The organism is Mesorhizobium sp. RIZ17, from assembly GCF_051127865.1.
Lineage (GTDB): Bacteria > Pseudomonadota > Alphaproteobacteria > Rhizobiales > Rhizobiaceae > Mesorhizobium > Mesorhizobium humile.
The window spans coordinates 6,744,836-6,770,744 of the sequence record NZ_CP147861.1 but is presented as its reverse complement, the minus strand read 5'-3'; the positions used below and the strand labels follow the sequence as shown (position 1 = coordinate 6,770,744).

Here is a 25,909-nt window from a genome sequence, read left to right as displayed (position 1 = left end):
CGGAGCAAGGAGCGAAGCGACGCGCGCAGACCCGAGGATCCATGCCGTGACGTTTAGGCGCCGCTACGGTCCAGAATTCTGCTCCGCTGCACCCTTCGCGCGAGGTCGCGGCATGGATTCCAGGGTCTGCGCGCGTCGCTTCGCTCCTTGCTCCGCCCTGGAATGACGATGTTGAGGTGCTTCGATAACCTACGCGGCAGTGTGCTGTTTCGAGCCAAAAGCTCAATCGGACAAACAGGTTAGCCATCTATGCGCAATGCTTGATTCAACAACCTCGACCAACGCCTCAAACGAAAGGACCACGCCATGGCCACCACGAAACTGCTCAGCGATGCCGAGGTCGAAAAGATTCCGGCGGTGAAGGCCGTGTTCGACGATATCCGCGCGACGCGCAAATCCGACTTCGTCAACAATTTCTGGCGCGGGCTCGCCAATGATCCGGCGTCGCTGAAGCGGGTTTGGGATCAGCTCAAGGCGGTGATGGTCGCCGACAGCGCCATCGATCCGCTGACCAAGGAAATGATCTACATCGCGGTCTCGACCGCCAATGGCTGTTCCTACTGCATCCACTCGCATACGGCAGCGGCGCGAGCCAAGGGCATGACCGACGCGCAGCATGGCGAGCTGGTGTCGATCATCGGCCTGGCCGGGCAGACCAATCACCTGGTGACGGCGATGCAGATCCAGCTCGATCCGCAATTCGAGGTGAAGTGAGGCGGCGCCTTCGCCTTCTCCCCTTGTGGGAGAAGGTGGCCGAGCGAAGCTCGGACGGATGAGGGGTGCTCTAGGGAACGCCAGCGTCTCACTCCGCTGGAACACCCCTCATCCGTCTCGGCGCTTCGCGCCGATCCACCTTTCCCCACAAGGGGGGAAGGAAGAAAAGCGCTACACTGGCCGATACACCTTCTCTGCCGTGTTCCAGAAAATATCCGCCTCGGCCTTCGCGCCGTGCCTGGCAACTGCGGCGCGGTGCGCTTTGATCAGCTCGGCATGGCTGGTCCACAACTTCTCGATCGGGAAGTTCGAGCCGAACATCAGCCGGCCGCTGCCGAGGATGTCTATCGCGTTGTCGACGATGTAGGCGATGAGTTCCGGGTCGTTGCGGTGGACGAAAGTGCCGAGCCCCGACAGTTTTGCGTAGAAATTGGGCGCTGTGGCGAGTGTGCGCAGGCCGACCTTCCAGGCTTCGGTCGTTTCCGGCTCCATGCCGGTCAGCATGCCGGCATGGGTGACGATGAAATTCGTCTCAGGGTTTTCGCCGACCAGCGTCAGTCCGTCCTTCATCTGCGCCGGGAAAAGCTGCAGGTCGAAGGAGAGGCCGTAGTCCCTCAGCCGAGCCACATTGGCGCGCACTTTCGGATCGATCACCTGGTCGGCCGAGGCGGCGAAGCGGAAGGCGGGAGTCTCGTGCCAGTGGAGCTGCATGCGCACGCCGCGCAGCAGTTTGTATTTCATCAGCCGCTCGATTTGCGGGCGGACATCGTCGGCCGTCATGTCGGCGTAGCCGACGATGGCGTGCGGCCAGCCGGTCTCGTCCGCGGTCTGCTGCAGGAAGGCGACCTCCTTCTCGAAATCCTCCTTGGCCCAGTTGGTCTGGACATAGACGGCCTTCGCGACGCCCGAGCCCTTCTGGTCTTCGAGGAACTCCGCGATCGGATAGTCGCGGCGGATCGGCTCGTAGGGGCCGAAGATGCGCGGCACCATCGGTCCGACCAGCCAGGGCTGGTCCTTTTGGCGCCAGATGTGGAAATGCGCGTCGATGGCCTTCTGCATCACGATACCCTTTTCCAGATGACTGAAGCCGCAGGCGCGGGGCGGGCGAGCGACAGGATGAAATCAGTCAGGCCTCCGACCGACGAGCCGTCGACCAGATCGTCGAGCACCGGCAGGATGGCGCTGAGCGCCGACGTCGCCGGGCGAAAGCGTGGATCGCCGGCGAGCGGGCTCGCCAGTGACAGCCGGAAGGCGCGGGCGCTGAACCGCCGCATCGCGGTTTCGAGGTCGGCATGGTCGCCGCGTTCCAGGCCATCGGACAGGATGACGACGCAGGCGCCGCGTCCAAAGGCGGAAAAGCGCGGCACCGAAAGGAAGGTGAGCAATGTCGGGCCCATGCGGGTGCCGCCGTCCCAATCGTCGACGAGCGCCGCGGCGCGGGCGAGCGCCTGCTCGCGGTCGCGGATGCGCAGCGCTGAGGTGATGCGGGTGAGACGCGTGCCGAAGGTGAAGATCTCGGCGCTATCCGCGCCTTGCACGGCGGCGTGCGCGACCTTGAGGTAATCGGCGGTATGCAGTTTCATCGAACCGGAGACGTCGATGAGCAGGAGCAGTTTTCGCGATACGATCTGCCGGCAGCGCAGCAGCGGCGAGGGGATGTCGCCATCGGCGCTGACGATTTCGCTGAGCGAGCGCCTGAGGTCGAGCGTGCCGCGCGAACGGGTGCGGGCGGTGCGGAAGGAACGACGCGCAGGCAGGGCCGACGCCAGCTTGCGGCGAAACTGGCCGATGCCGTCGGCGTCGCGCTGGAAATCGCGGCTGCTCAGTTGTTCGAGCGCCGAGGAGAGCTCGCCGCCTTTCTCCTGGCGAGTGGCCTGGTTCTCTTCCTCGCGCGTGCCGCGATCGTCCTTGACGCGGGTCTCGTCGTCCTCTTCGCCCTCGATCGAAGGTTTTGCGTCGCCATGGAAATAGCTGCGGAAATGCGCCTCGAATTCGCCGCGTCGATCGGGTGGCGGCGCGAGCGTCGCAAGAGCCGCCTCGCGGATGTCGCTCATCGAGCGTGGGCCGAGCAGGGTGACCGCTTGCATGAAGCTGGAGATTTGTTCTGAGGCGATGGGAAAGGCGTGACGGCGCAGCAGGCGGGCGAAGCCTAGGAAGGGTGCGGCGGCGGGGGGCAAGCTTTCCGGACGCCTCATTCCTTCGCGCCCCCCTCTGTCCTGCCGGACATCTCCCCCTCTAGGGGGGAGATTGGCGGTTTGGGCGCCTCGCTCTTTCCTGCAACGTCGGCGATTGGCGAAAGCCGGCGTGCCATCTGATCTCCCCCCTTGAGGGGGAGATGTCCGGCAGGACAGAGAGGGGGGCTGTCCCGCCAGCGTCGCGCATTAGCTCTGGGGTATCGCGCCAGCGCGTTGCGATTGTCCATCACCCCAGCGCCTCCTCGACAATCCTCCCCAGCTCCGGCGCGATCGCGGACAAATCCTCCTCGTCCTTGATCAGCACGCCGATGGCGCGGCGGAAAGCTTGCGGCCATGGGCTGCCGCCCTTTTCGAGGATGGTCGCGGCGTTCGCCCATTCGACCGCCTCGGCGATGCCCGGCGGCTTGGCCAGGGGCCGCGCGCGGATCTCCTGCACGGCATTCGCCACCGCTCGTGCCGTCGCCTCGGCGACACCGCCCGAGCGCAGCATGATGATCTCGGCCTCGCGCGCGGCGTCGGGATAGCCAATCCAGTGATAGACGCAGCGCCGGCGGAGCGCCTCGGCTAGCTCGCGGGTTCGGTTCGAGGTCAGGATGACGATGGGCTGCGTGGCAGCGCGGATGGTGCCGCGTTCCGGGATGCTGATCTGGAAGTCGGAGAGGAATTCGAGCAGCAGCGCTTCGAACTCGTGGTCCGAGCGGTCGATCTCGTCGACCAGCAGCACGCGCTGTTCTGGCGCCCGCAGCACCTGCAACAGCGGCCGCGCGATCAAAAATCGGTCGTCATAGATATCGATCTCGTGCTCGCCGGCATGGCGGATGGCGAGCAGCTGGCGCTGGTAGTTCCATTCGTAAAGCGCATGCCCGGCGTCGATGCCTTCATAGCATTGCAGGCGCACCAGCTCGCGCCCAAGCAGCTCGGCGACCGCCTTTGCGGCTTCGGTCTTGCCGACACCAGGCGCACCTTCGAGCAGCAACGGCTTGCCCAGGCGGATCGCTAGGAAGATCGCGGTCGCCAGGCTGTCGTCGGCCAGATAGCGCGAGGCGGCAAGGCGCTCGGCTATCGCCTCCGGCGAAGCCGCGACTTCAACGGCGTCGGCGTTTGCCATCTTCCCCCTCAGCCCGCGGCCTGCGCCTTCAGCGCGCGCAGGATGCGCTCGGGCGTGATCGGCAGCGTGTCGATGCGAACCCCGACCGCGTCGAAGACGGCATTGGCGACGGCCGGAATCTGCGGATTGGCGCACATCTCGCCCGGTCCCTTGGCGCCGAACGGCCCGTCGGCCGAGGGGCGCTCGAGCACGATGATTTCGGTCTCGGCCAGATCGCCGGGGCCCGGCATCAGATATTGGTTGAAGTCGGTGCCGCCATGGTCGCGGTTCGGATAATAGGGTTCGGTCGTCTCGTAGAGGGCGTGGCTGATGCCCATCCAGGAGCCGCCGACCAGCTGCTGCTCGACCATCTTAGGGTTGAGCGCGCGGCCGATCTCGAAGACGTTCTTCACCGTCAGCACCGTCACCTCGCCGGTCTCGTCGTCGACCTCGACCTCTGCCACCGTGCAGGCATGGGCGTAGCAAGTGGAGGGCTTCATCGCGCCGGTCTCCTTCTCCGGATAGGAGCGCGGGATCAGGAACATGCCGCGGCCGGAGATCGAGCGGCCGCGCTTGAAATGCGCCGACAGCGCGACATCGAAGATCGAGATCGATTTCTGCGGCGCGCCCTTCACCTGGATGTTGCCCTGGCCGTCGGTTTCGAGGTCGGAGGCGTTGACCTCCAGTTCCTCGGCGGCCACTTCCAGCATCACCTGGCGAGCTTCCTTGGCGGCCTGGATGACGGCGTTGCCGGCGCGGTGCGTGCCGCGCGAGGCGAAGGTGCCCATGCAGTGCGGGCCGGTGTCGGTGTCGGCGGTGTCGATGACCACGCGGTCGGTCGGCACGCCGATCGTCTCGGCGCAGATCTGCGCCATGATCTGCTTCATGCCCTGTCCAAGATCGACGCTGGAGAGCGTCACCATGAAATTGCCGGTTGGCGTCGAATGAACCAGCGCCTGGGTCGGGTCGCCGCCGAGGTTCATGCCGGTCGGATAGTTGATCGCGGCGACGCCGCGTCCACGCCGGATCGCCATCTCACGCTCCCTTCCTGTAGGAGGACATCGCCATGTATTTTTCCGCCACCGGCCAATTGGCGGCGCGCGAGGCTTCCTGCATGCATTCGATCAGCGCCGCGCCCTCGGTCGGCTGGCGATGCGCCTTCATGTCGCCGTCGCGATAGGCGTTGATGAAGCGGAATTCGAGCGGGTCCATGCCGATCAGCCGCGCCAGCTTGTCCATCTGCACCTCCAGCGCGAAGTCGCCGATGGTGACGCCGAAGCCGCGCATGGCGGAGGAGGGGGTCCGGTTGGTGTAGACGCAATAGGTGTCGATCCAGACATTCGGGATCGTGTAGGGGCCGGGATAGTGCGCCGCGCCCTTCTGCGCGCCGTAGGGCGAGTGGCGCGAATAGGCGCCCGCATCGGTATAGCCGGTTACCTTGCGCGCGACGATGCGGCCGTCGTTCATGACACCGTCCTTGATGACGACTTTTTCGGCGGCGCGCGGCGAGGAGATCTGCATCTCCTCCTCGCGGCTGTAGACGAAGGAGACCGGGCGTCCGGTGAGCTTGGCGCCGAGAATGGCGATCGGCTCGACGATGACGTCGACCTTGCCGCCAAAACCGCCGCCCACCGTGCCGCCGACGAAATGCAGCTTCGAGCCCGGCATCTGCAGGATGATCGAGGCGTTGTCGAGCGTGAAGAACATCGCCTGCGTGTTGGTGTAGCAGGTGAAGCGGTCATTGCCCTCGGGCGCCACTACGCAACCGGTAGTCTCAGTCGGCGCATGCTCGATCGGCGAGGACTGGTAGGACTGTTCGAGGATATGGTCGGCCCCGGAAAAGCCTGCCTCGACATCGCCGAAGCGCACCTTGCGGCACTCGCCGCTGTCATAGAGGTAGTGGTTCTGGCCGTGATATTCGTTGACGATCGGCGCGCCGGGCTTCAGCGCCTCCTCCATGTCGAAGACCGCCGGCAGCACCTCATAGTCGACCTTGACCTTGGCGGCGGCTTCCTGCGCCGCGCGCTCGGTCTCGGCCAGCACCGCCACCACGGCCTCGCCCTTCCAGCGCACCTTGCCGTCGGCAAGCACGGTCTCGTCCTCGGGACCGACCTGGATCAGGATCAGGATGGTGTAGACATTGTGCGGCACGTCCCTGGCGGTCAGCACGCGCACGACGCCCGGATGCTTTTCCGCTTCCGACGTGTCGATCGAGCGGATGCGGGCGTGGTGGTGCGGGCTGCGCACCATCTTCAGATGCAGCATGCCGGGGAAGTTGCGGTCGGCGAAATAGGCTGTCTTGCCGGTGACATGTCCCGGTGAATCGAGCCGCGGACGACCCTGGCCGATCTCGTGCAGGCCGTCCTTGCGGACATCGGCGAAATAATCCTTGCGCAGTTCCATGGCTCGTTCCCTCAGGCGACGTTCTGCGAGTTAGCGCGCGCGGCGCTGAGCACCGCCTGGATGATCGGCTCGTAGCCGGTGCAGCGGCAAATGTTGCCGGACAGCGCTTCCACGACATCCTCGCGGCTGGGGTTCGGCGTGCGGTCGAGCAGCACTTTTGCCGCCATGATCATGCCCGGCGTGCAGAAGCCGCATTGCGTGGCGAAGGCATCGAGGAAGGCGCGCTGCAGCGGATGCAGCACGCCGCCTTCGGCGAGGCCGGCCGTCGTCTTGATGTCGGCTCCGCCGCAGGTCTCGGCCAGCGTCAGGCAGGAGAGCCGCAACTCGCCGTCGATGATGACCGAGCAGGCGCCGCAGGTGCCCTGATGGCAGCCGCCCTTGGGCGAGGTGTCGCCGATCTTGTCGCGCAGCGCATGGAGCAGCGTCGTGCCGCTTTCGACGAACTCGGCTTTCTCGGAGCCATTGAGTGTGAATTGGACAGGTACCTTCGCCATTTTTCCTCCCTGCGCGCCTGCCCGGATAACCGGACAGACGCGCGTCCCCCACGGATTAATTCGACAAGAGCCGGCCGAGGTGGACCGGCAGGACTTCGGCGCGATACCAGGCGCTGGCGATCGGGTCGGTGATCGGCGCGATGCCTTCGCCCGCAGCGGCCAGCGCCGGCGCGATCCCCTGCGGCGTGAGCTTGCAGCCGAGCAACGCCTTCTCCGTCGCTAAGGCGCGTATCGGCCTGTCGGCCATGCAGCCCAGCGCGATGCGCGCCGACGTCACCGTGCCGTCCGCCGTGCGCTGCAGAAGCGCTGCGATGCTCAGCACCGACACCCCCTTCGGCCTGACGCGCGACACTTTCAGGAAGCGGAAGCTCTCCGCCTTGGGCAATGAGAAACCGACAGCCGTGACGATGGCGCGGCTGGTGTCGCGACCGGCCAGGAAGGTCTCGATCGGCATTTCGCCATCTTCGGTGACGACGGCCGCATCCAGCGCCAGCAGCGCCACCGCGAAATCGCCATAGGGTGCAGGGGCAAACAGATTGCCGCCGACGGTCGCCATGTTGCGGATCGCAGGTCCGCCGACAGCGCGCGCGGCCGGCGCGAGCGCGGCAAGCTCCGGATGGCGGGCAATTGCCGCCATGGTGACCGAAGCGCCGAGCCGGACTTTTCCGCCGGAGACCGCGATCTGCGAGAGGCCGGGATCGTCGACGCGGATCAGGCTGGAGACGAAAACGTCACCTTCATTGGCCGCGCGGATGACAAGCGTGCCGCCGCCAAGATAGCGGGTGCCCGACGCCTGCAGCGCGGTGTTGGCGTCTGTCACGCTCGAAAAGGTCCGTAGCGCAAGCGACATGGCGGGCTCCCGTCAGCTCTGGCCGGCGAAATGGGCCTTCAGGGCGTTGAACCCGCCCTGGAAGACGTTGGCGCCCATGCCCTCGGCCAGCTTGTCGGCCTCCTCGGGCGCGGCGTCGAAGCTTGCGCTCCATTCGGCATAAGTACGGTTGCCGTCGGTCACGCGGCGCAATTGCAGCGTCGCCTTGTGGTTGGTCAGCGGCTGCGGCGTCTCGAGGATCGAATAGCTGACCAGGAAATTCTCGTCCGAAAAGTCCAGCAGTTTTTCACGCAGTGTCGCGCCGCTGACCAGTTTGAATTTACGCACGCAGCCGATCGCGGTAGCGTCCTTGCCGTCCTCGATATGGCTTTCCACCATGCGCGGATGCCAGCCAGGCAGGCCGTTGAAGTCGCGGATGCGCGCCCAGACCTGCTCGACCGGCGCGTCGATGACGCTGGAAATGGTGACTTTCGCCATAGACTGGTTCCCTTGCAAAGATCGGGAGAAGGCTAGGGCGGCCGGTGAGCCGGCGCTTATCAATGCGTCTTGAGCACGTATCAACCAGTCGGAAAATGCGGCGACGGATCAGCCTGCAAAGACGCTCACGACATGGCCCGAGCGGCTTCGCGGTAGAGCGTCGGCGGCACGCCGACATGGTCGCGGAAGAAGCGCGAGAAATTGCCCTGGGTGGTGAAGCCGAGATTGCAGGCTACCGAGATCAGCGGTGCCTCGGACCACTGCAACTGGCGCACGGCTTCCTCCATGCGCAGCGTGTTCCAGTAAACGTTCGGCGTCAGGTTGGTCTGTTCCTTGAAGAGCGCGAAAAAGTGCGGTCGGGAGAGGCCGACCGAGCGGGCGACGTCGTCGAAGGAGATGCGCTCGCAGACATTGGCCTTCATCAACTGGATCGCCTTGCGGACGCGGAAATCGAGCATCGTGTTGATGCGCGCGCGGGCTATCTGCGGAGCGGATATGTCCGCCGCATCGAGCACTGAGTCGATGAAACGCTCGATCTCGTAATTGGCGACGTCGTCGATGCTCTCATTGTCGGTCAGGTGATCGAGCAGGTTCGCCGCCGCCTGGTGCAGCCAGGGCTCCAGCGTGATCGCGGCTTGCGTGAACAGCGGCGTCGACGACGGCAGGTCGCGGCGCCGGCGCGCCCAATCGGGGTCGATGTAGAAGGCCAGGAAAAGGCCAGGCTTGCCGTCGCGGGAAAGGGCATGGCTGTGCGGCTGGAACGAGTTGATGCCGGCCGCGGTGCCCGGCCCAAGCCGCACCGTCTCGCGGCCGATGGTCATTTCGCCCGCCGTGCCTTCCAGCCAGATGATGAGATGTGCCTCGCCATGGGCATGGGTGACGAAGTCGTTGGCGACATTCAGCACGGAAACATGTCCGAACCGGCCCCAATAGAGCCTGATCGCGTCCGTCATGGGTATCGCTCCTCCCGCGGGCGACTGGCCTCCCTTCGCCTGCCCAAGGATAGTGCGGCCGGGGTACGGTCGCGTCAAGGCAGGCAGGCGCGGCGGACCTTGCGTTCAAAGCGCCCGGACGTATTTTCAGACTGAGCGATAGGGCGGCATCCCCCTTCTCCTCTTGGGGACAAGGGGACGCCGGCTCAGTCGCTGCGGCGGAAATTGCGGATACGGTCGAACAGCACCGCCAGGATGATCGCGCCGCCGATGAAGGTGCCTTGCCAGAAGGCGTTGATGCCGAGCAGGCCGAGGCTGTTGCGGATCACCTCGATCAGCGCGGCGCCGACGATGGCGCCGATCGCGGTGCCGACGCCGCCTGCGAGATTGGCGCCGCCGATGACGGTGGCGGCAATCACCTGCAGCTCCATGCCGTTGCCGAGATTGGTGGTGACGGCGCCGAGCCATCCGGTCTGGATGATGCCGGCAAGCCCTGCCGACAGCGCCGAGATCATGTAGACGGCGACCTTGATCTGCTTGACGGGAACGCCGGTCAGCGTCGCCGCGTGCTCATTGCCGCCGATGGCGAAGATATGCCGGCCGAACTTGGTCCAGCGCAGGATGAAGCCGGTGATCAGCGCCAGGACGATCATGTAGAGCACCGGGTTGGCGATGCCGAACAGCCAGGCGCCGCCGCCCAGCGCCAGAAGTTTCTGGTGATCGGGCCCGAACTGGAACACCACCGTGTTGTTGGACGCGACCATGGCCAAGCTGCGCGCCACCGACAGCATGCCGAGCGTGACCACGAAAGGTGGAAAGCCGAGATAGGCGATGAGCATGCCGTTGAAGGCGCCGACGACCAGCGCGGTGGCGATCGAGGCCAGGATGCCCACTTCGATCGAATAGCCGGCATGCATGGTGACGGCTAGCACCATCGAGGAAAGGCAGAGCACCGAGCCAACCGACAGATCGATCCCGCCGGTGATGATGACGAAGGTCATGCCGAGCGCCACGATAGCGGTGAAGGTGACGTTGCGCGTGATGTTGAAGAGGTTCTTCGACGTGGCGAAGGAATCGGTCGCGACGGACAGGAACAGGCAGGCGAGGACGACCGCGATCACCACCCAGAAGGTCTGGTTGGAGAAGAGCCGCGACAGGAAGGTGTGCTGCTTCTGCGCGATCGTCTGGTCAAGGGTGACTGCCATTATCGACCTTTCCTGAGGCGTTGGACGCCCGATGCACGCGACTACGCAACCTGTTCGATGGCGCCGGTGATCAGCCCGGTGACTTCCTCGGGCGAGCTCGATGCGATTTTCTTGTCGGCCACCTTGCGGCCGCGTCGCATGACGATGACGCGATCGGCGACGTCGAACACATCGGGCATGCGGTGGCTGATCAGCACCACCGCGATGCCCTGGTCGCGCAGGTGGCGGATGAGGTTCAGCACTTCGGCGACCTGCCTGACCGAGATCGCCGCGGTCGGCTCATCCATCAGCACGATCTTGGCCTGCGACAGCATGGTGCGGGCAATCGCCACCGCCTGGCGCTGGCCGCCCGACATCTGCTTGACGAGATCGCGCGGCCGCGTTTCGGACTTCAGCTCGGCGAAGAGCTGGCCGGCGCGCTTGTACATGGCGCCATAGTCGAGGATGCGGAATGGTCCCAGGCCCTTGCGCAACTCACGGCCGAGATAGACGTTGGCCGCGGCCGTCAGGTTGTTGCAGAGCGCGAGGTCCTGGTGGACGATCTCGATGCCGTGCTGGCGCGCATCGGCGGGCTTGTGCATGACAAGCTCCTTGCCCTCCAGCTGCATGGTGCCGTGGCTCGGGCGGAAATTGCCGGCGATCATCTTGACCAGCGTCGACTTGCCGGCGCCATTGTCGCCCATCAGGCCGACGACCTCGCCGGCTTCCAGCGAGAACGAGACATCGTTGACCGCCTGGATGGCGCCGAAATGCTTCGAGATGTTGGCGAGATCGAGAACCGACACCAGCCTTATGCCTCCCCACTTGTTGCACAGCTATCGCCGGCCCGGCCGGCGCCGCTTGCGTCCTGCCCCGTCCATCTCCTCCCGAACGGCGCATTCACGCATTTAGGCGAAAGCGGACGAGGGCGTCAATCAATTGTCAGACGATTAATTTCGAGACTCGACAAAAAATCTGTTTTGTAGGACAAATAGGAATTGACGCTGGCGAAAAGCCGATATTAGCTAAGTCTCGGAGGAAGACCTTGCCCATCGTCCGTCTATCCGGCGGAGGCGGGCAAATGGTTTGAAGATCAAGGATCCGGCTGCGCCGGTATTCGGGCAAACGGATCGGCAAATGCTTATCAGCACGGCCCAGGACGCGAGCGTCAGAAAGTGCTCGCCGTGGTTCCTGCGCATCCGGGCTGATCAGTGTGGCGGGCACGCGGTGTCCGTCTGTTTCAAGGGAGGACTGATATGAGGAAAACACTTTTGCTCGCCGCCGTCGCCGCCATGGCGTTGGGCGCCGGGCCGGCTTTGGCCAAGAAACAGCTCGTCATCGTCGTGAAGGGTCTCGACAATCCGTTCTTCGAAGCCATCCATCAGGGCTGCGAGAAGTGGAACAAGGAAAACGCCAGCTCGGAATATGAGTGCTTCTACACCGGTCCGGCATCGACCTCGGATGAAGCCGGCGAAGCGCAGATCGTGCAGGACATGCTGAGCAAGCCAGACACGGCGGCGATGGCGATCTCGCCGTCGAACGCGCCGCTGATCGCGCAGACGATCAAGAGCGCCAATCCGTCGATCCCGATCATGACCGTCGACGCCGACCTTGCCAAGGGAGACGCAGCCCTTCGCAAGACCTATCTCGGCACCGACAACTACCTGATGGGCAAGAAGATCGGCGAGTACATCAAGAAGGCCAAGCCGAATGGCGGCACGATCTGCACCATCGAGGGCAATCCGGCGGCCGACAACATCCTGCGCCGCGCGCAAGGCATGCGCGATGCGCTGTCGGGCAAGGAGGGCCTTGCGGCACTTGCCGGCGAAGGCGGCTGGACCGAGGTCGCCGGTTGCCCGGTGTTCACCAATGACGACGGCGCCAAGGGCGTGCAGGCGATGACCGACATCCTCGCCGCCAATCCGAAGCTCGACGCCTTCGGCATCATGGGCGGCTGGCCGCTGTTCGGCGCCCCGCAGCCCTATCGCGACCTGTTCAAGCCGATGGCCGACAAGATCGCCAAGAACGATTTCGTCATCGGCGCCGCCGACACGATCGGCGACGAGGTGGCGATCGCCAAGGAAGGCCTGGTGACCGCGCTGGTCGGCCAGCGGCCGTTCGAAATGGGCTACAAGGCGCCTTCGGTGATGCTCGACCTCGTCGGCAACAAGAAGGTCGACGATCCGGTCTTCACCGGCCTTGACGAATGCACCAAGGAAACAGCCGACACCTGCATCCAGAAGTAGGCGCCGCTGCATCCGAAACCATCGAAAAGGAGGGGGCGCCCACAAGGCGCCCCCGATTTCTTTCAACGCCAGCTTGTCCTGTCGACAGGGCAGGGCGCGCTTGCCGCTCCTTTGTTTACGCAATTCCGGCCGGAAGGCTACGGCGAAGGCGCCGAGCCCAACCGCTGCGCGCTTTTCCTGGAATTGCTCGTCAGATCTTCTGCTTCACACCGTCCTTCGAAGGCATCAGGTCGACGCCGTTGAGCTTGCCGATATGGGTTGCGAGCATCGGCACATACTGCTCGGCGGGGCCGGTGGCGAAGGCGGTCGCAAAGGAATTCTTGGTGGCGTTGCCGAGCGGGTTGGCGATACCGGCCGCGCCCGCCATCGATTCCAGATAGGTCAGGTCCTTGAAGGCATTGGCGATGCTGAACTTGTGGGCGTCGCGGTCGCCCTCCAGCGTCCAGCGCATGAAGGTCTGGTAGAAGCCGCAATCCATGCGGCCGTTGCGGATGACGCTGTCGAAGCGCGGCGGCGAGATGCCGACTTTCTCGGCCAGAGCCAGCGCCTCGGAATAGATGGCGGCATAGCCCAGCGAGATGAAGTTGTTGAGCAGCTTCATGCGGTGGCCGTCGCCGGTGTCGCCGATATGGACGATGCGGCCGGCCCAGGTCTCGATCACCGGCTTCAGCCTGGCGAACACCGCGTCCGGCGCGCCGACCATGGCGTCGAGCGTGCCTTCCCAGGCCTCCTTCGGCGTGCGGCTGAGCGGCGCATCGACATAGTCGACGCCAAGCGCCTTGAGCTCGGCGGCGAGCGCCACGGTCGAGACCGGATCGGAGGTCGAGCAATCGACGACGACCGAGCCTTGTTTCAGGCCCTCTTTCAGCCCACCGGGACCGCGGATGATCGCCTCCACCTCGCGCGAGCCGGTGACGCATATGAAGACGATGTCGGAGGCAGCCGCCACTTCCTTGGACGTGGCCACTTCCCTGGCGCCGCGCCCCAAAAGGTCTTCCGCCGGCTTGCGGTTCTTGCGGCCGAGAAAGGTCAGCGGATAGCCCTTGTCGACGATGTTCTTGGCGATGCCGTGCCCCATCAGGCCAAGGCCGATGAAACCGATGTTCTCGCGGGCAGCGGTGGTGCTCATGTCGTCTCTTCCCTGTCTTTCGTGGTGACGGTCGCCCGCGCGCGGGCGATTGCCGAGAAGGTTTCCGCGGATCGCGGTGGCGGGCGATTGCGGAATACCATATTGTCTGACAATACACATAATTTCCGAGCATTGTGGAGAGCAAAATGACGAAGCGGATCATGTTCACCGGCGGCAGCGGCAAGGCTGGCCGGCATGTCGTCGAGTATCTGGTCGAACATGGCTGCCAGGTGCTCAACATCGACACCAAGCCGCTCGACAATCCGAAGGTGCGCACGCTGATCACCGACATCACCGACAGCGGCCAGGTCTTCAACGCGCTGTCGAGCTATGCGGGGCTGCATGAGTTCGACCCATCGCTGCGGGCGCAGCCGGTGGACGCAGTGGTGCATTTTGCCGCCATCCCGCGCATCATGATCACGCCCGACAACGAGGTGTTCCGCATCAACGCGATGGGCACCTACAATGTCATCGAGGCGGCGGTGAAGCTCGGCATCCGCAAGGTCATCATCGCCTCCTCGGAGACGACCTACGGCCTGGTCTTCGCCAACGAGCCGCGCAATCCGACGCATTTCCCGCTCGACGAGGACTATGACGTCGACCCGATGGATTCTTACGCGCTGTCGAAGATCGTCAACGAGAAGACGGCGCGGGCCTTTGCGCTGCGCAGCGGCTTCGACATTTATGCGCTGCGCATCGGCAACGTCATCGAGCCGCATGAATATTCGCTGTTCCCGAAATGGTTCGCCGATCCCGGCTTCCGCAAGCGCATCGCCTGGAGCTACATCGATGCGCGCGATCTCGGCCAGATCACTTTGCGCGCCATCGAGAAGGATGGGCTGGGCTACCAGGTGTTCAACGCGGCCAATGACGACACCTCTTCGGACCTGCCGACGGCGGAGTTGTTGAAGCGCTTTTATCCGGGCGTGCCGGTCAAGGCCGAGCTTGGCGAATATGAGACGCTGCTTTCGAACCGCAAGGCGCGGGATGTGCTTGGCTTCCAGCCCGAGCACAGCTGGCGCAAATACGTCAAAACGGCGTGAGGCGGCGGCAAATGCCTGTTGATCTGTGCACATCTTCGCGGGTTACCGCAAAGCGGGCCTGCCGTGCTTGACAGCTTCTGAAAACGGGATTTTCTGGGCTATATGCGGGACGCGAAGCCGAACAACGAAAAGAAGCCGACGAAGGCCGTAGCCGCGGAGCGTCCGGCCGGCGTTCGACGGGCCAATGCGCCGCGCATGCCGGGCGCCAGCGTGCACACGTCCTTGGCCAGCGAGATTGGTCTTCGGATCGTGCGCGGCGACTATCCGCCGGGCACTATCCTGCCCAATGAAGCGAAATGGTCGGAGACCTTCGATGTCAGCCGCTCGGCGGTGCGCGAGGCGATCAAGATGCTGATGGCGAAGAGCCTGCTGGCCTCCCGGCCGAAGATTGGCAGCTGGGTCGAGCCGAAGGAACGCTGGAACCTGCTCGACCGTGACGTGCTGTCCTGGTACGCGACGTCTCCAGACCGCGAGGTTTTCCTCAAGACTGTGCAGGAGTTCCGCCATATCATCGAGCCGGAGGCAACGGCCTTCGCGGCGCTGCGGCGCACCGAGGAGCAGATGGCCGAGATCAGCCAGGCCTGCCGCGAGATGGGGGAGGCGACCAACCTGCAGGAGCGGACCCGGGCCGACACGCGTTTTCACCTCGCCATCCTCAGGGCTTCGGGCAACGACCTCTTGGTGCCGCTCGGCGTCCTGATCGAATCCGCCTTCGACCATCTCTTCACCTACACGACCCGCGAATTGGACGATCTGCAGCACGCCCAGAAGCTGCACGAGGCGATCGAGCGGAACATCCGCCTGAAGCGGCCGGATGCGGCGCGCAACGCGGTCCGCAAGTTGCTGGCGAATACCGACGAAGTCATTCAGTCTCGTTAAGGTCTTGTACTGGGCCAGTTCTCCAGCACAGAAACTTTGACCGCTGCCCATGCGTGCGTTGGCAGATCCCATGCCTTGGCGGTTGGCCGAGACGCCTATCGCGGTCGTCATCCACGGGCGGAGCAAGGAGCGAAGCGACGCGCGCAGACCCGAGGATCCATGCCTTGACTTGGAAGCGCCGCGGCGGTCCAGAATTCTGCACCGTTGTACACTTCGGTCGAGGTAACGGCATGGATTCTAGGGTCTACGCTTCGCTTCGCGTAGCTCCGCCCTAGAATGATGGGTGGACGGCCCCTTGCGGCATCGAATGTGCCAAACTGGGCTGTGATTAACTCCAGCGGAAGGAGACCGTCCGTCATGCAAGCTATCAGATTTGGTATCGATTTGGCCAAGAATGTGTTTCAGGTGCACGGCGTGGATGCTGCCGGGCGCGTGGTGGTGCAGCGCCAGCTGCGCCGCGCGCAGGTAGAGAAGTTCTTCGCCACACAGCCGCCGGCGCTGATCGGCATGGAGGCCTGCGGCTCGGCCCATCATTGGGCCCGCACGCTGCAAGCGCTTGGCCATGAGGTCAAGCTGATGCCGCCGGCCTATGTGAAGCCCTATGTCCCGCGCAACAAGAACGATGTGCGCGACGCGCACGGCTGTTGCGAGGCGGTAAGCCGGCCCGACATGCGCTTCGTGCCGATCAAGACGGTCGAACAGCAATGGGCCAGAGCGCTGCACCGCACGCGTGACCTTCTGGTGCGGCAGCGCACGCAGTTGGCCAACGCCATGCGTGGCCTGCTCTATGAGATGGGCCAGACAAGCGCCCAGGGGGCTGCGGGCCTGGAAGCGCTGCTGCAGCGCATCGAGACCTCGGATGAGGCCATCCCCGCGGCGCTGCTGATCTGCCTGGCGCCGCTGGCCGGACAATGGCGGGCGCTGGATGGCGAGATCGGCAAGCTGGACAAGCAGATCCTGGCTCAGGTCAGGCAGCAGCAAGCGGCCTTGCGGCTGACGACGATCCCGAGCGTCGGCCCGATCATCGCACATGCAACCATCGCGGCCATTGGCGACGGCCGCCAGTTCGCCTCGGGCAGGGACTTCGCGGCGTGGCTCGGCCTGACCCGCAAGAGTCATGACACCGGCGGCAAGCACAAGCTGACGGGCCATATCAGTCGCGCCGGCGACAGAGACCTGCGAAGGCTGCTCATTCTCGGCGCCAGTTCCTGGCTGCGCCAGGTCAGGGCCAAGCCCGACAGAGGCTCGCCCTGGATACGCGGCCTGCTGGCCAGGCGCCCGGTCAAGGTCGCGGTCGTGGCGCAGGCAGCCAAGACCGCGCGCATCATCTGGGCAATGCTGAGCTCGGGACAACAATACAGGGCGCCGGCTGCGGCATAACCCGCAAAGCGAGGCCCTTAACAGCGTAAGGAGCAAATAGCAGCACGGCAAAATGGTCAGGACCTGGGTCGAGACACTCCGCCTTCGTCATCGCGATTAAAAAGCGCGCTAGAATGATTGGAACTCGATCCGCGTAACCCCTGAGGGCCAGCGGTCATCAAATCGACCGCATCAAAGGCCGAATACATGACCGCTCCAGACTTAAGCCGTCGCCGCTATTTTGCCTCTTGCCCAAGAGGGGCCGTCCATACATGACGAGATTTGGGGGTCTTCAGCTCATCGCCAGCGTTTGCGCTGACTACCCCAACGGACGTTGATAGCCTTGCCCGACAAGTCTGCAATCCCTGTGTTGAGGAACTGGTGCTAGCCGCTCCCAGCAACCCTCATCCCTGCTTCTCGCGGCCGAAGGCGGCGCGCAGTTCGTCCTTCGCTTTTTCCAGTACCTTCTTGCGCTCTTCGGGCAGGTTCTTGCCGGCGCGGTTGATGTAGAAATTCAACATCGACATGGCGGACTGGAACGGCTCGGCCTTGCGGCGGTCGCTGTGCTCGGCCGAACGTTTCAGCGATGCGGCGATCTTCCTGGCGTCGTCGGATTCGAAGACGTGGTCTTCGAGGTCCATCGCGTTGCTGTGTTCGGTCACGTCAGCTGACCATTTTTTCGTAGCGGTCATGGCGAACTCCTTCCATCAGGCAAACTCCGTGAGGCGAGGCGGGTTCCCGGTTCTGGAGCCACCGATTTGCCGGTCGTGGCGCTGCTCGGTCCGGGAAATGCGCCGATAGTGCGGTTCAAACGCGCGATCTCGAAGAAATCGCGGACAGGAGACGCCGTGACCACAGTCCCAGCAAACGCGGCAAACAGCGCCGGCGTCGACAGTGTCTATGCGTGGACGCGGCTGGCCGTCTCCCTGCTGCTGGCCACGATCGGCGGCGTCGGCACCTGGGCGGTGGTCGTGGTCCTGCCCGCGGTGCAGGCCGAATTCGGCGTCGACCGCGCCGCCGCCTCGATGCCCTATACCGCGACCATGGTGGGGTTTGCCGCCGGCAACGCGCTGATCGGACGCGCCATCGACCGCTTTGGGTACTGGATACCGGCACTTGCCGCTTCGCTCGCGCTTGGCGCAGGTTTTCTGTTGGCGTCGCTCGCCAATTCCATCCTGGGCGTCACGCTTGCTCAAGGCCTGCTGATCGGCGTCGGCTGTTCGGCGATCTTCGGGCCGCTGATCGCCGACGTCTCGCACTGGTTCAACCGCCGCCGTGGCGTCGCGGTGACGGTGGCGGCGTCAGGTAATTACATTGCCGGGGCGGTCTGGCCGACGATCATGCCTTACGTGATGCAAGGACATGGCTGGCGCTTCACCTATGCGGCGATCGGGGTCGTCTGCCTCGTCACCATGGTGCCGCTGGTCTTGCTGTTGCGCCGACGTGCGCCACATGAAGGGACTTCCGGCGCGCCGCGCGGCCGGCCGGTGCAGCCGATCTCGCTATCGCCTGCGCAATTGCAGGTCCTGCTGGTGATTGCCGGCTTTGGCTGCTGCATGGCGATGTCGATGCCTCAGGTGCATATCGTCGCCTATTGCATGGACCTCGGCTACGGCGTCGCGCATGGCGCCGACATGCTGTCGATCATGCTGGCGGCTGGTGTCATCAGCCGGATCGGCTCCGGCTTCCTCGCCGATCGCATCGGCGCGGTGAAGACGCTGCTGATCGGCTCGGCGCTGCAGTGCCTGTCGCTGTTGTTCTACATCCCCTTCGACGGGCTTGCCTCGCTCTATGTCGTCTCGCTGGTCTTCGGCCTGTCGCAAGGCGGGATCGTGCCTTGCTATGCCATCATCGTGCGCGACTATATGCCGGCAAAAGAGGCCGGCCAGCGCGTCGGTATCGTGCTTATGGCGACGATCTTCGGCATGGCGGTGGGCGGCTGGATGTCGGGCTGGATCTACGACCTCACCGGTTCCTACGCCGCCGCCTTCCTGAACGGGATCGGTTGGAACCTCGTCAACCTCGGAGCCATCGCGCTTTTGATGTGGAAAGCCAACCGACGCGCTGCCGCGATCGCCTGACGCATCGATAGGCCTGGCGCCGAAGTCGGGTCGCTTGACAATGGTCGGCGCATGCGCGACCCCAATCGGCAATGCTGACTTGGTGGGCTGACTTGGTGGCGCGATGACACGGACGCCGATCTTGATGGTGCGGCCGCACTTGGCAGACGGGGGGACAAGGCGTTGACCAAGCCGCGTTCCCGTCGTGGCGGCGGCCGTCCGACCATTGCCGATGTGGCGCGCAAGGCTGGTGTCGGCGCGATCACGGTGTCGCGCGCGCTGCGTGAGCCCGGACGGGTGTCGGAGGATCTGCGACGGCAGATACAGGCCGCGATCGACGAACTCGGCTACGTGCCCGACCCGAATGCCCGCGCGCTTGCCTCGGCGCGGGCGGAGGTATTCGGCGTGCTGGTGCCTTCGCTGACCAACAACGTCTTCGCCGAAGTGGTGCGCGGCATCTATGACAGCCTTTCCGACAGCCCGTTCCGCATCCAGATCGGCAACACCCATTATTCGGGCCTCGAGGAAGAGCGGCTGTTGCAGGTTTTCGGATCGCAACGCCCGGCGGCGCTGATCGTGGCCGGCATCGACCAGACGCTTGGCGCGAGACGCCTGCTGGAGAATGCCGGCTGTCCGGTGGTGCAGGTGATGGAAACCGGCCCGGACCCGATCGACATGATGGTTGGCTTCTCGCATTTCGACGGCGGCAAGACAGCCGCCGAGCACCTTCTGCAAGCCGGATACCGCAAGATCGGCTTTATCGGCGCGCGGATGGACCCGCGTTCGCAACGGCGGCTTGCCGGCTATCGCGCCGCCATGGAGGCCGCCGGGCTGTTCGATGCGCGGCTGATCACCACGACGCCCGTGCCGTCAAGCGTGTCGCTGGGGCGCGAGTTGTTCCGCGACGCGCTGGCCAAGATGCCGACGCTGGATGGCGTGTTCTGCAACAATGACGATATCGCGCTCGGCGTTCTGTTCGAATGCCATCGCGCGTCGCTCGACGTGCCGAAGCAGATCGGAATTGTCGGCTTCAACGATCTCGACATGATGCAGGTGTCGTTTCCCTCGATCACCAGCGTGCGCACGCACCGCTACGAGATCGGCACCCGCGCCGTCGCCATGGCGCTGGCGGCGATAGCCGGAAACCGGCCGGACCGGCGGATCGTCGACCTCGGTTTCGAGCTGATGCGGCGCGAGAGCACCCAGCGCTGACAACACGGAAAATCGCGCTCTGAAGAACACGGAAAAATGACGAAGGCGGCGCTTTACAGCCTCGTATGGTAGCGCTACCATTTGTCTGTAAAATCAACATCCGGCGGGGATCTGCTTTGTTTATTATACATAAGCAACAGCCAATGCTTGTTTTTTATGTATAATATGATAGTTCTCTAAATTGCCGGGAGTGTTGAGGGGAGAGGAGGATCAGGGCGACGCGCTCGTCCCGTGAGGGCGTTTGGCCGCGCGGAGGATGCCAGCCTGTAGCGCCAGGATTCATTACAAGCAGAACTGCAACTGGGAGGAATATCGATGATCAAGTCACTCGTTGGCGGCGTCATTGCCGCCACTGCATTCGTCATGCTGGGTTCGTCGGCGATCGCCGGACCTGAAGTGGTCAAGGGACCCGCGGCCGAGCCGGATTGCTTCGCGCCCTGGGCGGCCGACACGCAGTTTTTCAAGTTTCCGAAGAAAGACGGTCCTTACCGTATCGCGCTTGCCAACGGCTACATCGCCAACACCTGGCGCATCCAGATGATCCAGACGGCCAAGGCCTATGCGGCGCAACCCGATGTCGCCAAGAAGCTCAAGGAATTCAAGGTCGTGTCGACCGGTGAGGATGTGCCGGCGCAGATCTCGGCGATCAACAACTTCATCGATTCCGGCTTCGACGCAATCGTCGTCAACGCCCAGAATCCAACCGCCTTCGGGCCGGTCATCAAGCGCGCCAAGGAAGCCGGCGTCGTCCTCGTCGCCTTCGACAACATCCTCGACACCAAGGACGCCATCAACGTCAATGTCGACCAGAAGGGCCTCGGCGAGCTCTGGGGCAAATGGCTGGTCGCGCACGTGCCGAACGGCGGCAAGGTGCTCGAGGTCCGCGGCGTTGCCGGCACCTCCGTCGACACCGACCGCCACAACGGCATCCACGAGGTGCTCGATGGATCGGGCAAGAAGTGGAACGTCACCGAGGTCGTCGGCAAGTGGGATGACGGCGTGGCGCAAAAGGCCACGGCCGATGCGATCGCTACCAGCGGGCCTTTCGACGGCATAACCGGGCAAGGCGGCGATACCGGCATCGTGCAGGCGATGATCGACGCCAAGCATCCATTCGTGCCATTCGGCGGCGAGACCGAGAATGGCTTCCGCAAATTCTGTGCCGCGCATGCGGGCGACGGGCTGAAATGCTCGTCCGCCGGCACCGGCCCGGCCCAGGTGGCGGTCGCCATCAAGACAGCGATCTCCGCGCTCGAAGGCAATGTCGTGCCGCAGTCGGTCAAGCTGCCTTTGGCAATCGTCGAGGATCCGAACTTCAAGGCTGGCCAGGATTATTTCCCCGACCAGTCCGACAACTTCTTCGTCGGCAACTCCTTCCCGACCTGCGGCATCAATTTCACCGCGCAGGAAATCATGGGCCAGACCAAGGAAAACAAATAGTCTGACTGGACGGTGTCGCGGCGAGCCCGCGGCACCGTCTCCTATCGCCAAATCGAAACCGGCCGGGGAGGGCTGATGGACGGCGCGGCTCCGCTCTTCCGCATGGAGGGCATATCCAAGCGCTATGGCGGCGTGCGGGCCTTGGAAAAGGCCGACCTGACGGTGACCGCCGGCGACATCCACGCCATTCTCGGTGAGAACGGCGCCGGCAAGTCGACGCTGATCAAGGTCATGGCGGGCGTCGTGGCGCCCGACGAAGGCACGATGACGCTGGACGGGCGCGAGGTGAGTTTCGCTTCGCCGGCCGCGGCCAATCAGGCCGGCATCGTTTGCATCTTCCAGGAACTGTCGCTCATTCCCGAATTGAGCGTCGCCGACAACATCGTCATTTCCGACCCACCGAAACGCTTCGGCATGATCGACCGCAAGGCGCAGAGGCGCATCGCCGAACAGGCGCTGGCGCGTGCCGGCGCTTCCGACATCCATCCGCGCGCCCTGGTCAAGGACCTGCCGCTGTCGCGCCGGCAGATGGTGGAGATCGCCAAGGCGCTGGCCCGCAAGCCGCGCATCCTGATCCTCGACGAAGCAACCTCGGCGCTGACCGCGGCGGATGTCGCCAAGGTCTTCGAGGTGTTGAAGCGGCTACGCTCGGAAGGGCTGGCGCTGCTCTACATCTCGCACCGCATGAACGAGATCGCGGAACTCGCCGACCATTGCACGGTGTTCCGCAACGGCCGCAACGTCGCCAGCTACGCCGCTGGCTCGAAGAGCGACAATGAGGTGGTCGAGCTGATGATCGGCCGCGAGTACAGCCATATCTTTCCGCCGAAACCCGCTGTCGCTCCAACCGCGACGCCTGTGCTCGAAGCGCGCAACCTCTCCTGGGCAGACCGGCTCGACAACATCTCGCTGAGTGTCAGGGCAGGGGAAGTCGTGGGCCTCGGTGGTCTCGACGGGCAGGGGCAGCGGGAATTGCTGCTCGCCTTCTTCGGCGTGCTGCGTGGCCTTTCAGGCGAGATCCTGATCGACGGTAAACCTGTTTCGATCGCCAGCCCGACCGCGGCAAGCCATGACCGCATCGGCATGGCGCTGATCCCCGAGGATCGCAAGACCGAAGGGCTGATGCTGCCGATGACGGTGCGCGAGAACCTGTCTTTCGCAGCGCTCGACAGGTTGTCGAAAGCAGGCATCATCGACCGCGCCGCCGAGCAGCGGCTGATCGACGACATGGTCGGGCTGCTCGCCATCAAGACGGCGGGCCTCGACATTCCTGTCGGCGCGCTGTCCGGCGGCAATCAGCAGAAGGTGGTCATCGCCAAATGGCTGATGCGGCAGCCGCGCATCATCCTGCTCAACGATCCGACGCGCGGCATCGATGTCGGCACCAAGCAGGAGCTCTACCAATTGATGCGCAAGCTGGCGGATGCCGGCGCCGCGATCCTGTTCTATTCGACCGACTATGACGAACTGATCGGCTGCTGCGACCGCGTGCTGGTGCTCTATGACGGCGCGGTCAAGCGCGAGCTGGTCGGCGACGCGATCACCGAGCACTCGCTGATCGCCAGCGCCCTCAACATCCATGACGATGATACCCGCATCGGGCTGGGAGGGAACGCGTGAAGGACTGGCGCTACTTAATGGCCGAGCAGCGCGGGACGCTTTTGGCCTTCGGCATCTTCATCGTCATGTTCGCCATTTACAGCGCGAACCATCCGGCCGGCTTCACGGCCAATGTCGTGCAGACGGCCGCCAACAAGGGCGTGTTGCTCGCTTTCGTCGCCATGGCGCAGACATTGGTGGTGATCACCGCCGGCATCGACCTGTCGGTCGGCATGATCTTCACGCTGACCAACTGCATGGCTTCCTGGCTGGTGGTCGGCACCGGTCTCGAAACCGCCTTCGGCGTGTTGGCGGTGCTCGGCACCGGGCTCGCCTGCGGGGCGGTCAACGGCGCCATCGTCATTTACGGCCGGCTGCAGCCGATCGTCGCCACCATCGCCACGGGCGCTGTCTTTTTCGGTCTGGCGCTGCTTTTGCGTCCGGTTCCCGGCGGCTCGGTCAACGAGGACCTTGCAGATTTCCTGACCGGGCGTTTCTTCGGCGTGGTGCCGGCAAGTCTCGTGGCGCTGCTCGTCGTCGTGCTTGTCGTCTGGGTGCCGTTCAGCCGCTCCGAACTCGGGCGCGCCGCTTATGCGGCGGGCTCATCGGAGACAGCGGCCTACATGTCGGGCGTGCCGATCCGCAGGGGCAAGTTTCTGGCCTACACGCTTGCCGGCCTGCTGGCGTCGATCGGCGGCCTGTTCCTGACCTTCTTCACCTATACGGGCGAGGCGGCCTATGCCAGCGGCAACGCCTATACGTTGTTCTCGATCGCCGCCGTCGTGCTTGGCGGCGTCTCGCTGTTCGGCGGCAAGGGCAGCGCCATCGGCGCGATCTTCGGCGCGCTCGCCTTCCGCACCATCGGCGACCTCTTGTTCGTCTTCGATTTCGATCCGCTCTGGCAGCCGCTGTTCCAGGGCGTTATCCTGTTGATCGCGGTCAGCCTCGGCGCCTTCGCGCTGTTTCGGGTGCGCAACCGGCTGGAGTGGTTCCTGTGAGCGAGACGACGCTTGGCGGCATTGCCGGCCGCATGCCCAAGTTTCTGCGACGAGCCGATCCGGCTGTCGTCACCGCCTTTGCCTGCATCGTGCTGCTGCTTTTCCTCGGCAGCCTCTATTCGCGCAGCTTCCTATCGCCTGAATATCTGCTGCAGCAGTTGAAGGTCGCATCCTTCCTCGGCGTCATCGCCACCGGGATGATGCTGGTCATCCTGCTCGGCCAGATCGACCTCTCCGTGCCATGGGCTGTGGCGGCAGGCGCCATGATGGCCTGCGCGGCGGCCGCCTACGGGTCGGTCGGCATTGCTCTCGCCATCCCCTTCGGCGTCCTGTGCGGCGTGGCGATCGGCATCGTCAACGGCATCGGTGTCGCCTATCTGCGCATCCCCTCGATGATCATAACTCTGGCCACCAACGCGGTCGCGCAAGGGCTGATGGTGGTCTACACGGGCGGCTTCTCGCCACAGGATTCGGCGACTGCGGCTATGCGCTATCTGGCGACCGGCTTCACCATTCCGGGCGTTCCCAATGCCGTCATCATCTGGGCGCTGATCGGCGCCGCGATGGTCTTCGTGCTGACCCGCACCAGCTTCGGCCGCGCCGTCTACGGCATCGGCAACCGCGAGCGCGCCGCCTACCTTTCCGGCATCGACACGCGCCGCATCGTGATGATCGCTTTCGCCGTCTCCGGCGGCCTGTCGGCCTTTGGCGGCGTGCTTCTGGCCGGCTACGCGTCCAAGGCGGCGCAATCCATGGGCGATGCCTATCTGCTGCCGTCGATCGCCGCCGTCGTGCTTGGCGGCACGTCGATCCTGGGCGGGCGCGGCTCCTATCTGGGCACCGTGGCCGGCGTGATCCTGATCACGCTCCTGCAATCGATCCTCTCGGTCATGCAGATGCCGGAAGCGGGGCGGCAGATCATCTATGGCGTCGTCATCGTCGCCATGCTTCTGCTCTACGGGCGCGCGCCGGCTAGCCGCTGACCGTGGATGAGGCGAGCGCAGATCGCGGACCCCGGAGCTTCGCATGAACGATCTTCGGACGGCGCCGGCCATTGTCGTGATGGGTGTTGCGGGTTGCGGCAAGACGGCCGTCGGCGAGGCGCTCGCCAAGGCTCTCGGCGCCGACTTCATCGAAGGAGACCGGCTGCATCCGCCGGAGAACGTGGCGCGCATGGCGCGCGGCGAGCCGCTGACGGACGCGCTGCGCGAGGGCTGGCTCGACGCCATAGGCGAGCGTATCGCGGCCTCGGTTGCCGGCAAACGGAAGGCGGTGGCGGCGTGCTCGGCGCTGAAGCGCAGCTATCGCGACCGGCTGAGCCGCTTCTGCCCGGACATAGTCTTCCTCTATCTGAAGATCGATCGCGAGACCGCCTGGCGGCGCGTCGCCAATCGCAAGGGCCATTTCATGCCCGCAAGCCTGGTCGACAGCCAGTTCGCCACGCTGGAAGAGCCGGCGGCCGACGAACGGGCCGTGACGGTCGACGGAACGCGAAGTGTTGCCCAGATTCTGAAAGGGATCGTGAGTTAATGCATGTCGCGCAAAAGTGACCTCGGTTTTGCGGCAACGACATGCATCAAACAAAGGACCTAAAGCGCGTCGCCTGAAATCCGTTTCAGCGCGACGCGC

Annotated in this window: 25 protein-coding genes; 12 read left to right on the top strand and 13 right to left on the bottom strand. The window is 64.4% G+C overall.

The features are described from left to right. Positions 1 to 306 precede the first annotated feature (306 nt). Positions 307 to 714 (top strand): carboxymuconolactone decarboxylase family protein, encoded by a 408-nt coding sequence (locus WDX12_RS32940; protein WP_434723431.1) that lies wholly within the window; start codon positions 307 to 309, stop codon positions 712 to 714. Positions 715 to 885: 171 nt separating this feature from the next. Here the strand turns inward: WDX12_RS32940 and WDX12_RS32935 are convergent, their stop codons facing one another. From WDX12_RS32935 to WDX12_RS32885, 11 genes are all read right to left on the bottom strand, one after another. Next, entirely contained in the window at positions 886 to 1,773 is an 888-nt protein-coding gene (locus tag WDX12_RS32935) for an amidohydrolase family protein (protein WP_434723430.1), read from the bottom strand. Next, positions 1,773 to 2,909 (bottom strand): vWA domain-containing protein, encoded by a 1,137-nt coding sequence (locus WDX12_RS32930; protein WP_434723429.1) that lies wholly within the window; start codon positions 2,907 to 2,909, stop codon positions 1,773 to 1,775. The genes WDX12_RS32935 and WDX12_RS32930 overlap by 1 nt, the downstream gene beginning before the upstream one ends. A 226-nt stretch (positions 2,910 to 3,135) precedes the next feature. After that, positions 3,136 to 4,017 (bottom strand): AAA family ATPase, encoded by an 882-nt coding sequence (locus WDX12_RS32925; RefSeq protein ID WP_434723428.1) that lies wholly within the window; start codon positions 4,015 to 4,017, stop codon positions 3,136 to 3,138. A gap of 8 nt (positions 4,018 to 4,025) precedes the next feature. Further along, on the bottom strand, positions 4,026 to 5,030 hold the full coding sequence (locus WDX12_RS32920; protein WP_140544408.1) for a xanthine dehydrogenase family protein molybdopterin-binding subunit: 1,005 nt from the start codon (positions 5,028 to 5,030) through the stop codon (positions 4,026 to 4,028). A gap of 1 nt (position 5,031) precedes the next feature. Continuing rightward, positions 5,032 to 6,399 (bottom strand): xanthine dehydrogenase family protein molybdopterin-binding subunit, encoded by a 1,368-nt coding sequence (locus WDX12_RS32915; protein ID WP_434723427.1) that lies wholly within the window; start codon positions 6,397 to 6,399, stop codon positions 5,032 to 5,034. 11 nt (positions 6,400 to 6,410) lie between these two features. Then, complete coding sequence (locus tag WDX12_RS32910; RefSeq protein ID WP_434723426.1) at positions 6,411 to 6,893, bottom strand: (2Fe-2S)-binding protein; 483 nt, start codon at positions 6,891 to 6,893, stop codon at positions 6,411 to 6,413. 55 nt (positions 6,894 to 6,948) lie between these two features. Then, positions 6,949 to 7,743: an FAD binding domain-containing protein gene (locus tag WDX12_RS32905; RefSeq protein ID WP_434723425.1), complete on the bottom strand. Its 795-nt coding sequence runs from the start codon at positions 7,741 to 7,743 to the stop codon at positions 6,949 to 6,951. Positions 7,744 to 7,755: 12 nt separating this feature from the next. After that, positions 7,756 to 8,199: an SRPBCC family protein gene (locus WDX12_RS32900; protein WP_434723424.1), complete on the bottom strand. Its 444-nt coding sequence runs from the start codon at positions 8,197 to 8,199 to the stop codon at positions 7,756 to 7,758. A gap of 125 nt (positions 8,200 to 8,324) precedes the next feature. Then, positions 8,325 to 9,152: an AraC family transcriptional regulator gene (locus WDX12_RS32895; protein ID WP_320297057.1), complete on the bottom strand. Its 828-nt coding sequence runs from the start codon at positions 9,150 to 9,152 to the stop codon at positions 8,325 to 8,327. 185 nt (positions 9,153 to 9,337) lie between these two features. After that, positions 9,338 to 10,336 (bottom strand): ABC transporter permease, encoded by a 999-nt coding sequence (locus WDX12_RS32890; RefSeq protein WP_320297056.1) that lies wholly within the window; start codon positions 10,334 to 10,336, stop codon positions 9,338 to 9,340. 41 nt (positions 10,337 to 10,377) lie between these two features. Then, entirely contained in the window at positions 10,378 to 11,121 is a 744-nt protein-coding gene (locus WDX12_RS32885) for an ATP-binding cassette domain-containing protein (protein WP_320297055.1), read from the bottom strand. 450 nt (positions 11,122 to 11,571) lie between these two features. Here WDX12_RS32885 and WDX12_RS32880 point away from each other — a divergent pair, with 450 nt between their 5' ends. Beyond that, positions 11,572 to 12,561, top strand: a complete 990-nt coding sequence (locus WDX12_RS32880; protein ID WP_320297054.1) for a sugar-binding protein — start codon at positions 11,572 to 11,574, stop codon at positions 12,559 to 12,561. Positions 12,562 to 12,751: 190 nt separating this feature from the next. On the opposite strand, the gene WDX12_RS32875 is transcribed toward WDX12_RS32880, so the two are convergent. Beyond that, positions 12,752 to 13,690: an NAD(P)-dependent oxidoreductase gene (locus WDX12_RS32875; protein ID WP_434723423.1), complete on the bottom strand. Its 939-nt coding sequence runs from the start codon at positions 13,688 to 13,690 to the stop codon at positions 12,752 to 12,754. Between the two features lie 146 nt (positions 13,691 to 13,836). Between WDX12_RS32875 and WDX12_RS32870 the strand changes: the two genes are divergently transcribed. The 3 genes from WDX12_RS32870 to WDX12_RS32860 all read left to right on the top strand — a co-directional run bounded on the left by WDX12_RS32870 (position 13,837) and on the right by WDX12_RS32860 (position 16,992). After that, entirely contained in the window at positions 13,837 to 14,733 is an 897-nt protein-coding gene (locus WDX12_RS32870; protein ID WP_434723422.1) for an NAD-dependent epimerase/dehydratase family protein, read from the top strand. A gap of 102 nt (positions 14,734 to 14,835) precedes the next feature. Next, the gene (locus tag WDX12_RS32865) at positions 14,836 to 15,612 is read left to right on the top strand and encodes a FadR/GntR family transcriptional regulator (protein WP_320297051.1); all 777 of its coding nucleotides are present in this window, start codon (positions 14,836 to 14,838) and stop codon (positions 15,610 to 15,612) included. A 357-nt stretch (positions 15,613 to 15,969) separates the two neighbouring features. Next, a complete protein-coding gene (locus tag WDX12_RS32860) occupies positions 15,970 to 16,992 on the top strand; it encodes an IS110 family transposase (protein WP_434723421.1) in 1,023 nt (340 codons plus the stop codon). A gap of 383 nt (positions 16,993 to 17,375) precedes the next feature. On the opposite strand, the gene WDX12_RS32855 is transcribed toward WDX12_RS32860, so the two are convergent. After that, a complete protein-coding gene (locus WDX12_RS32855; RefSeq protein WP_434723420.1) occupies positions 17,376 to 17,663 on the bottom strand; it encodes a DUF3175 domain-containing protein in 288 nt (95 codons plus the stop codon). A 156-nt stretch (positions 17,664 to 17,819) separates the two neighbouring features. Between WDX12_RS32855 and WDX12_RS32850 the strand changes: the two genes are divergently transcribed. The 7 genes from WDX12_RS32850 to WDX12_RS32820 all read left to right on the top strand — a co-directional run bounded on the left by WDX12_RS32850 (position 17,820) and on the right by WDX12_RS32820 (position 25,810). After that, the gene (locus WDX12_RS32850) at positions 17,820 to 19,052 is read left to right on the top strand and encodes an MFS transporter (protein WP_434723419.1); all 1,233 of its coding nucleotides are present in this window, start codon (positions 17,820 to 17,822) and stop codon (positions 19,050 to 19,052) included. 162 nt (positions 19,053 to 19,214) lie between these two features. Then, positions 19,215 to 20,243, top strand: coding sequence for a LacI family DNA-binding transcriptional regulator (locus WDX12_RS32845; protein ID WP_434723418.1), 1,029 nt, complete (start codon positions 19,215 to 19,217; stop codon positions 20,241 to 20,243). 315 nt (positions 20,244 to 20,558) lie between these two features. Next, entirely contained in the window at positions 20,559 to 21,683 is a 1,125-nt protein-coding gene (locus WDX12_RS32840) for a sugar ABC transporter substrate-binding protein (RefSeq protein ID WP_320297047.1), read from the top strand. A 75-nt stretch (positions 21,684 to 21,758) separates the two neighbouring features. Further along, a complete protein-coding gene (locus WDX12_RS32835; RefSeq protein WP_434723417.1) occupies positions 21,759 to 23,303 on the top strand; it encodes a sugar ABC transporter ATP-binding protein in 1,545 nt (514 codons plus the stop codon). Next, entirely contained in the window at positions 23,300 to 24,280 is a 981-nt protein-coding gene (locus WDX12_RS32830; RefSeq protein WP_434723416.1) for an ABC transporter permease, read from the top strand. Before WDX12_RS32835 ends, WDX12_RS32830 begins: the two co-directional genes overlap by 4 nt. Continuing rightward, complete coding sequence (locus tag WDX12_RS32825; RefSeq protein ID WP_320297044.1) at positions 24,277 to 25,263, top strand: ABC transporter permease; 987 nt, start codon at positions 24,277 to 24,279, stop codon at positions 25,261 to 25,263. Before WDX12_RS32830 ends, WDX12_RS32825 begins: the two co-directional genes overlap by 4 nt. 43 nt (positions 25,264 to 25,306) lie before the next feature. Continuing rightward, on the top strand, positions 25,307 to 25,810 hold the full coding sequence (locus WDX12_RS32820; RefSeq protein ID WP_434723415.1) for a gluconokinase: 504 nt from the start codon (positions 25,307 to 25,309) through the stop codon (positions 25,808 to 25,810). Positions 25,811 to 25,909: the final 99 nt, after the last annotated feature.

Coding starts and splice junctions, on each gene's coding strand:
- WDX12_RS32910 (WP_434723426.1), bottom strand. CDS start 6,893: ATGGCGAAGGTACCTGTCCAATTCACACTCAATGGCTCCGAGAAAGCC.
- WDX12_RS32940 (WP_434723431.1), top strand. CDS start 307: ATGGCCACCACGAAACTGCTCAGCGATGCCGAGGTCGAAAAGATTCCG.
- WDX12_RS32865 (WP_320297051.1), top strand. CDS start 14,836: ATGCGGGACGCGAAGCCGAACAACGAAAAGAAGCCGACGAAGGCCGTA.
- WDX12_RS32930 (WP_434723429.1), bottom strand. CDS start 2,909: ATGAGGCGTCCGGAAAGCTTGCCCCCCGCCGCCGCACCCTTCCTAGGC.
- WDX12_RS32890 (WP_320297056.1), bottom strand. CDS start 10,336: ATGGCAGTCACCCTTGACCAGACGATCGCGCAGAAGCAGCACACCTTC.
- WDX12_RS32935 (WP_434723430.1), bottom strand. CDS start 1,773: ATGCAGAAGGCCATCGACGCGCATTTCCACATCTGGCGCCAAAAGGAC.
- WDX12_RS32920 (WP_140544408.1), bottom strand. CDS start 5,030: ATGGCGATCCGGCGTGGACGCGGCGTCGCCGCGATCAACTATCCGACC.
- WDX12_RS32900 (WP_434723424.1), bottom strand. CDS start 8,199: ATGGCGAAAGTCACCATTTCCAGCGTCATCGACGCGCCGGTCGAGCAG.
- WDX12_RS32840 (WP_320297047.1), top strand. CDS start 20,559: ATGATCAAGTCACTCGTTGGCGGCGTCATTGCCGCCACTGCATTCGTC.
- WDX12_RS32895 (WP_320297057.1), bottom strand. CDS start 9,152: ATGACGGACGCGATCAGGCTCTATTGGGGCCGGTTCGGACATGTTTCC.
- WDX12_RS32855 (WP_434723420.1), bottom strand. CDS start 17,663: ATGACCGCTACGAAAAAATGGTCAGCTGACGTGACCGAACACAGCAAC.
- WDX12_RS32875 (WP_434723423.1), bottom strand. CDS start 13,690: ATGAGCACCACCGCTGCCCGCGAGAACATCGGTTTCATCGGCCTTGGC.
- WDX12_RS32905 (WP_434723425.1), bottom strand. CDS start 7,743: ATGTCGCTTGCGCTACGGACCTTTTCGAGCGTGACAGACGCCAACACC.
- WDX12_RS32870 (WP_434723422.1), top strand. CDS start 13,837: ATGACGAAGCGGATCATGTTCACCGGCGGCAGCGGCAAGGCTGGCCGG.
- WDX12_RS32860 (WP_434723421.1), top strand. CDS start 15,970: ATGCAAGCTATCAGATTTGGTATCGATTTGGCCAAGAATGTGTTTCAG.
- WDX12_RS32915 (WP_434723427.1), bottom strand. CDS start 6,399: ATGGAACTGCGCAAGGATTATTTCGCCGATGTCCGCAAGGACGGCCTG.
- WDX12_RS32835 (WP_434723417.1), top strand. CDS start 21,759: ATGGACGGCGCGGCTCCGCTCTTCCGCATGGAGGGCATATCCAAGCGC.
- WDX12_RS32820 (WP_434723415.1), top strand. CDS start 25,307: ATGAACGATCTTCGGACGGCGCCGGCCATTGTCGTGATGGGTGTTGCG.
- WDX12_RS32880 (WP_320297054.1), top strand. CDS start 11,572: ATGAGGAAAACACTTTTGCTCGCCGCCGTCGCCGCCATGGCGTTGGGC.
- WDX12_RS32925 (WP_434723428.1), bottom strand. CDS start 4,017: ATGGCAAACGCCGACGCCGTTGAAGTCGCGGCTTCGCCGGAGGCGATA.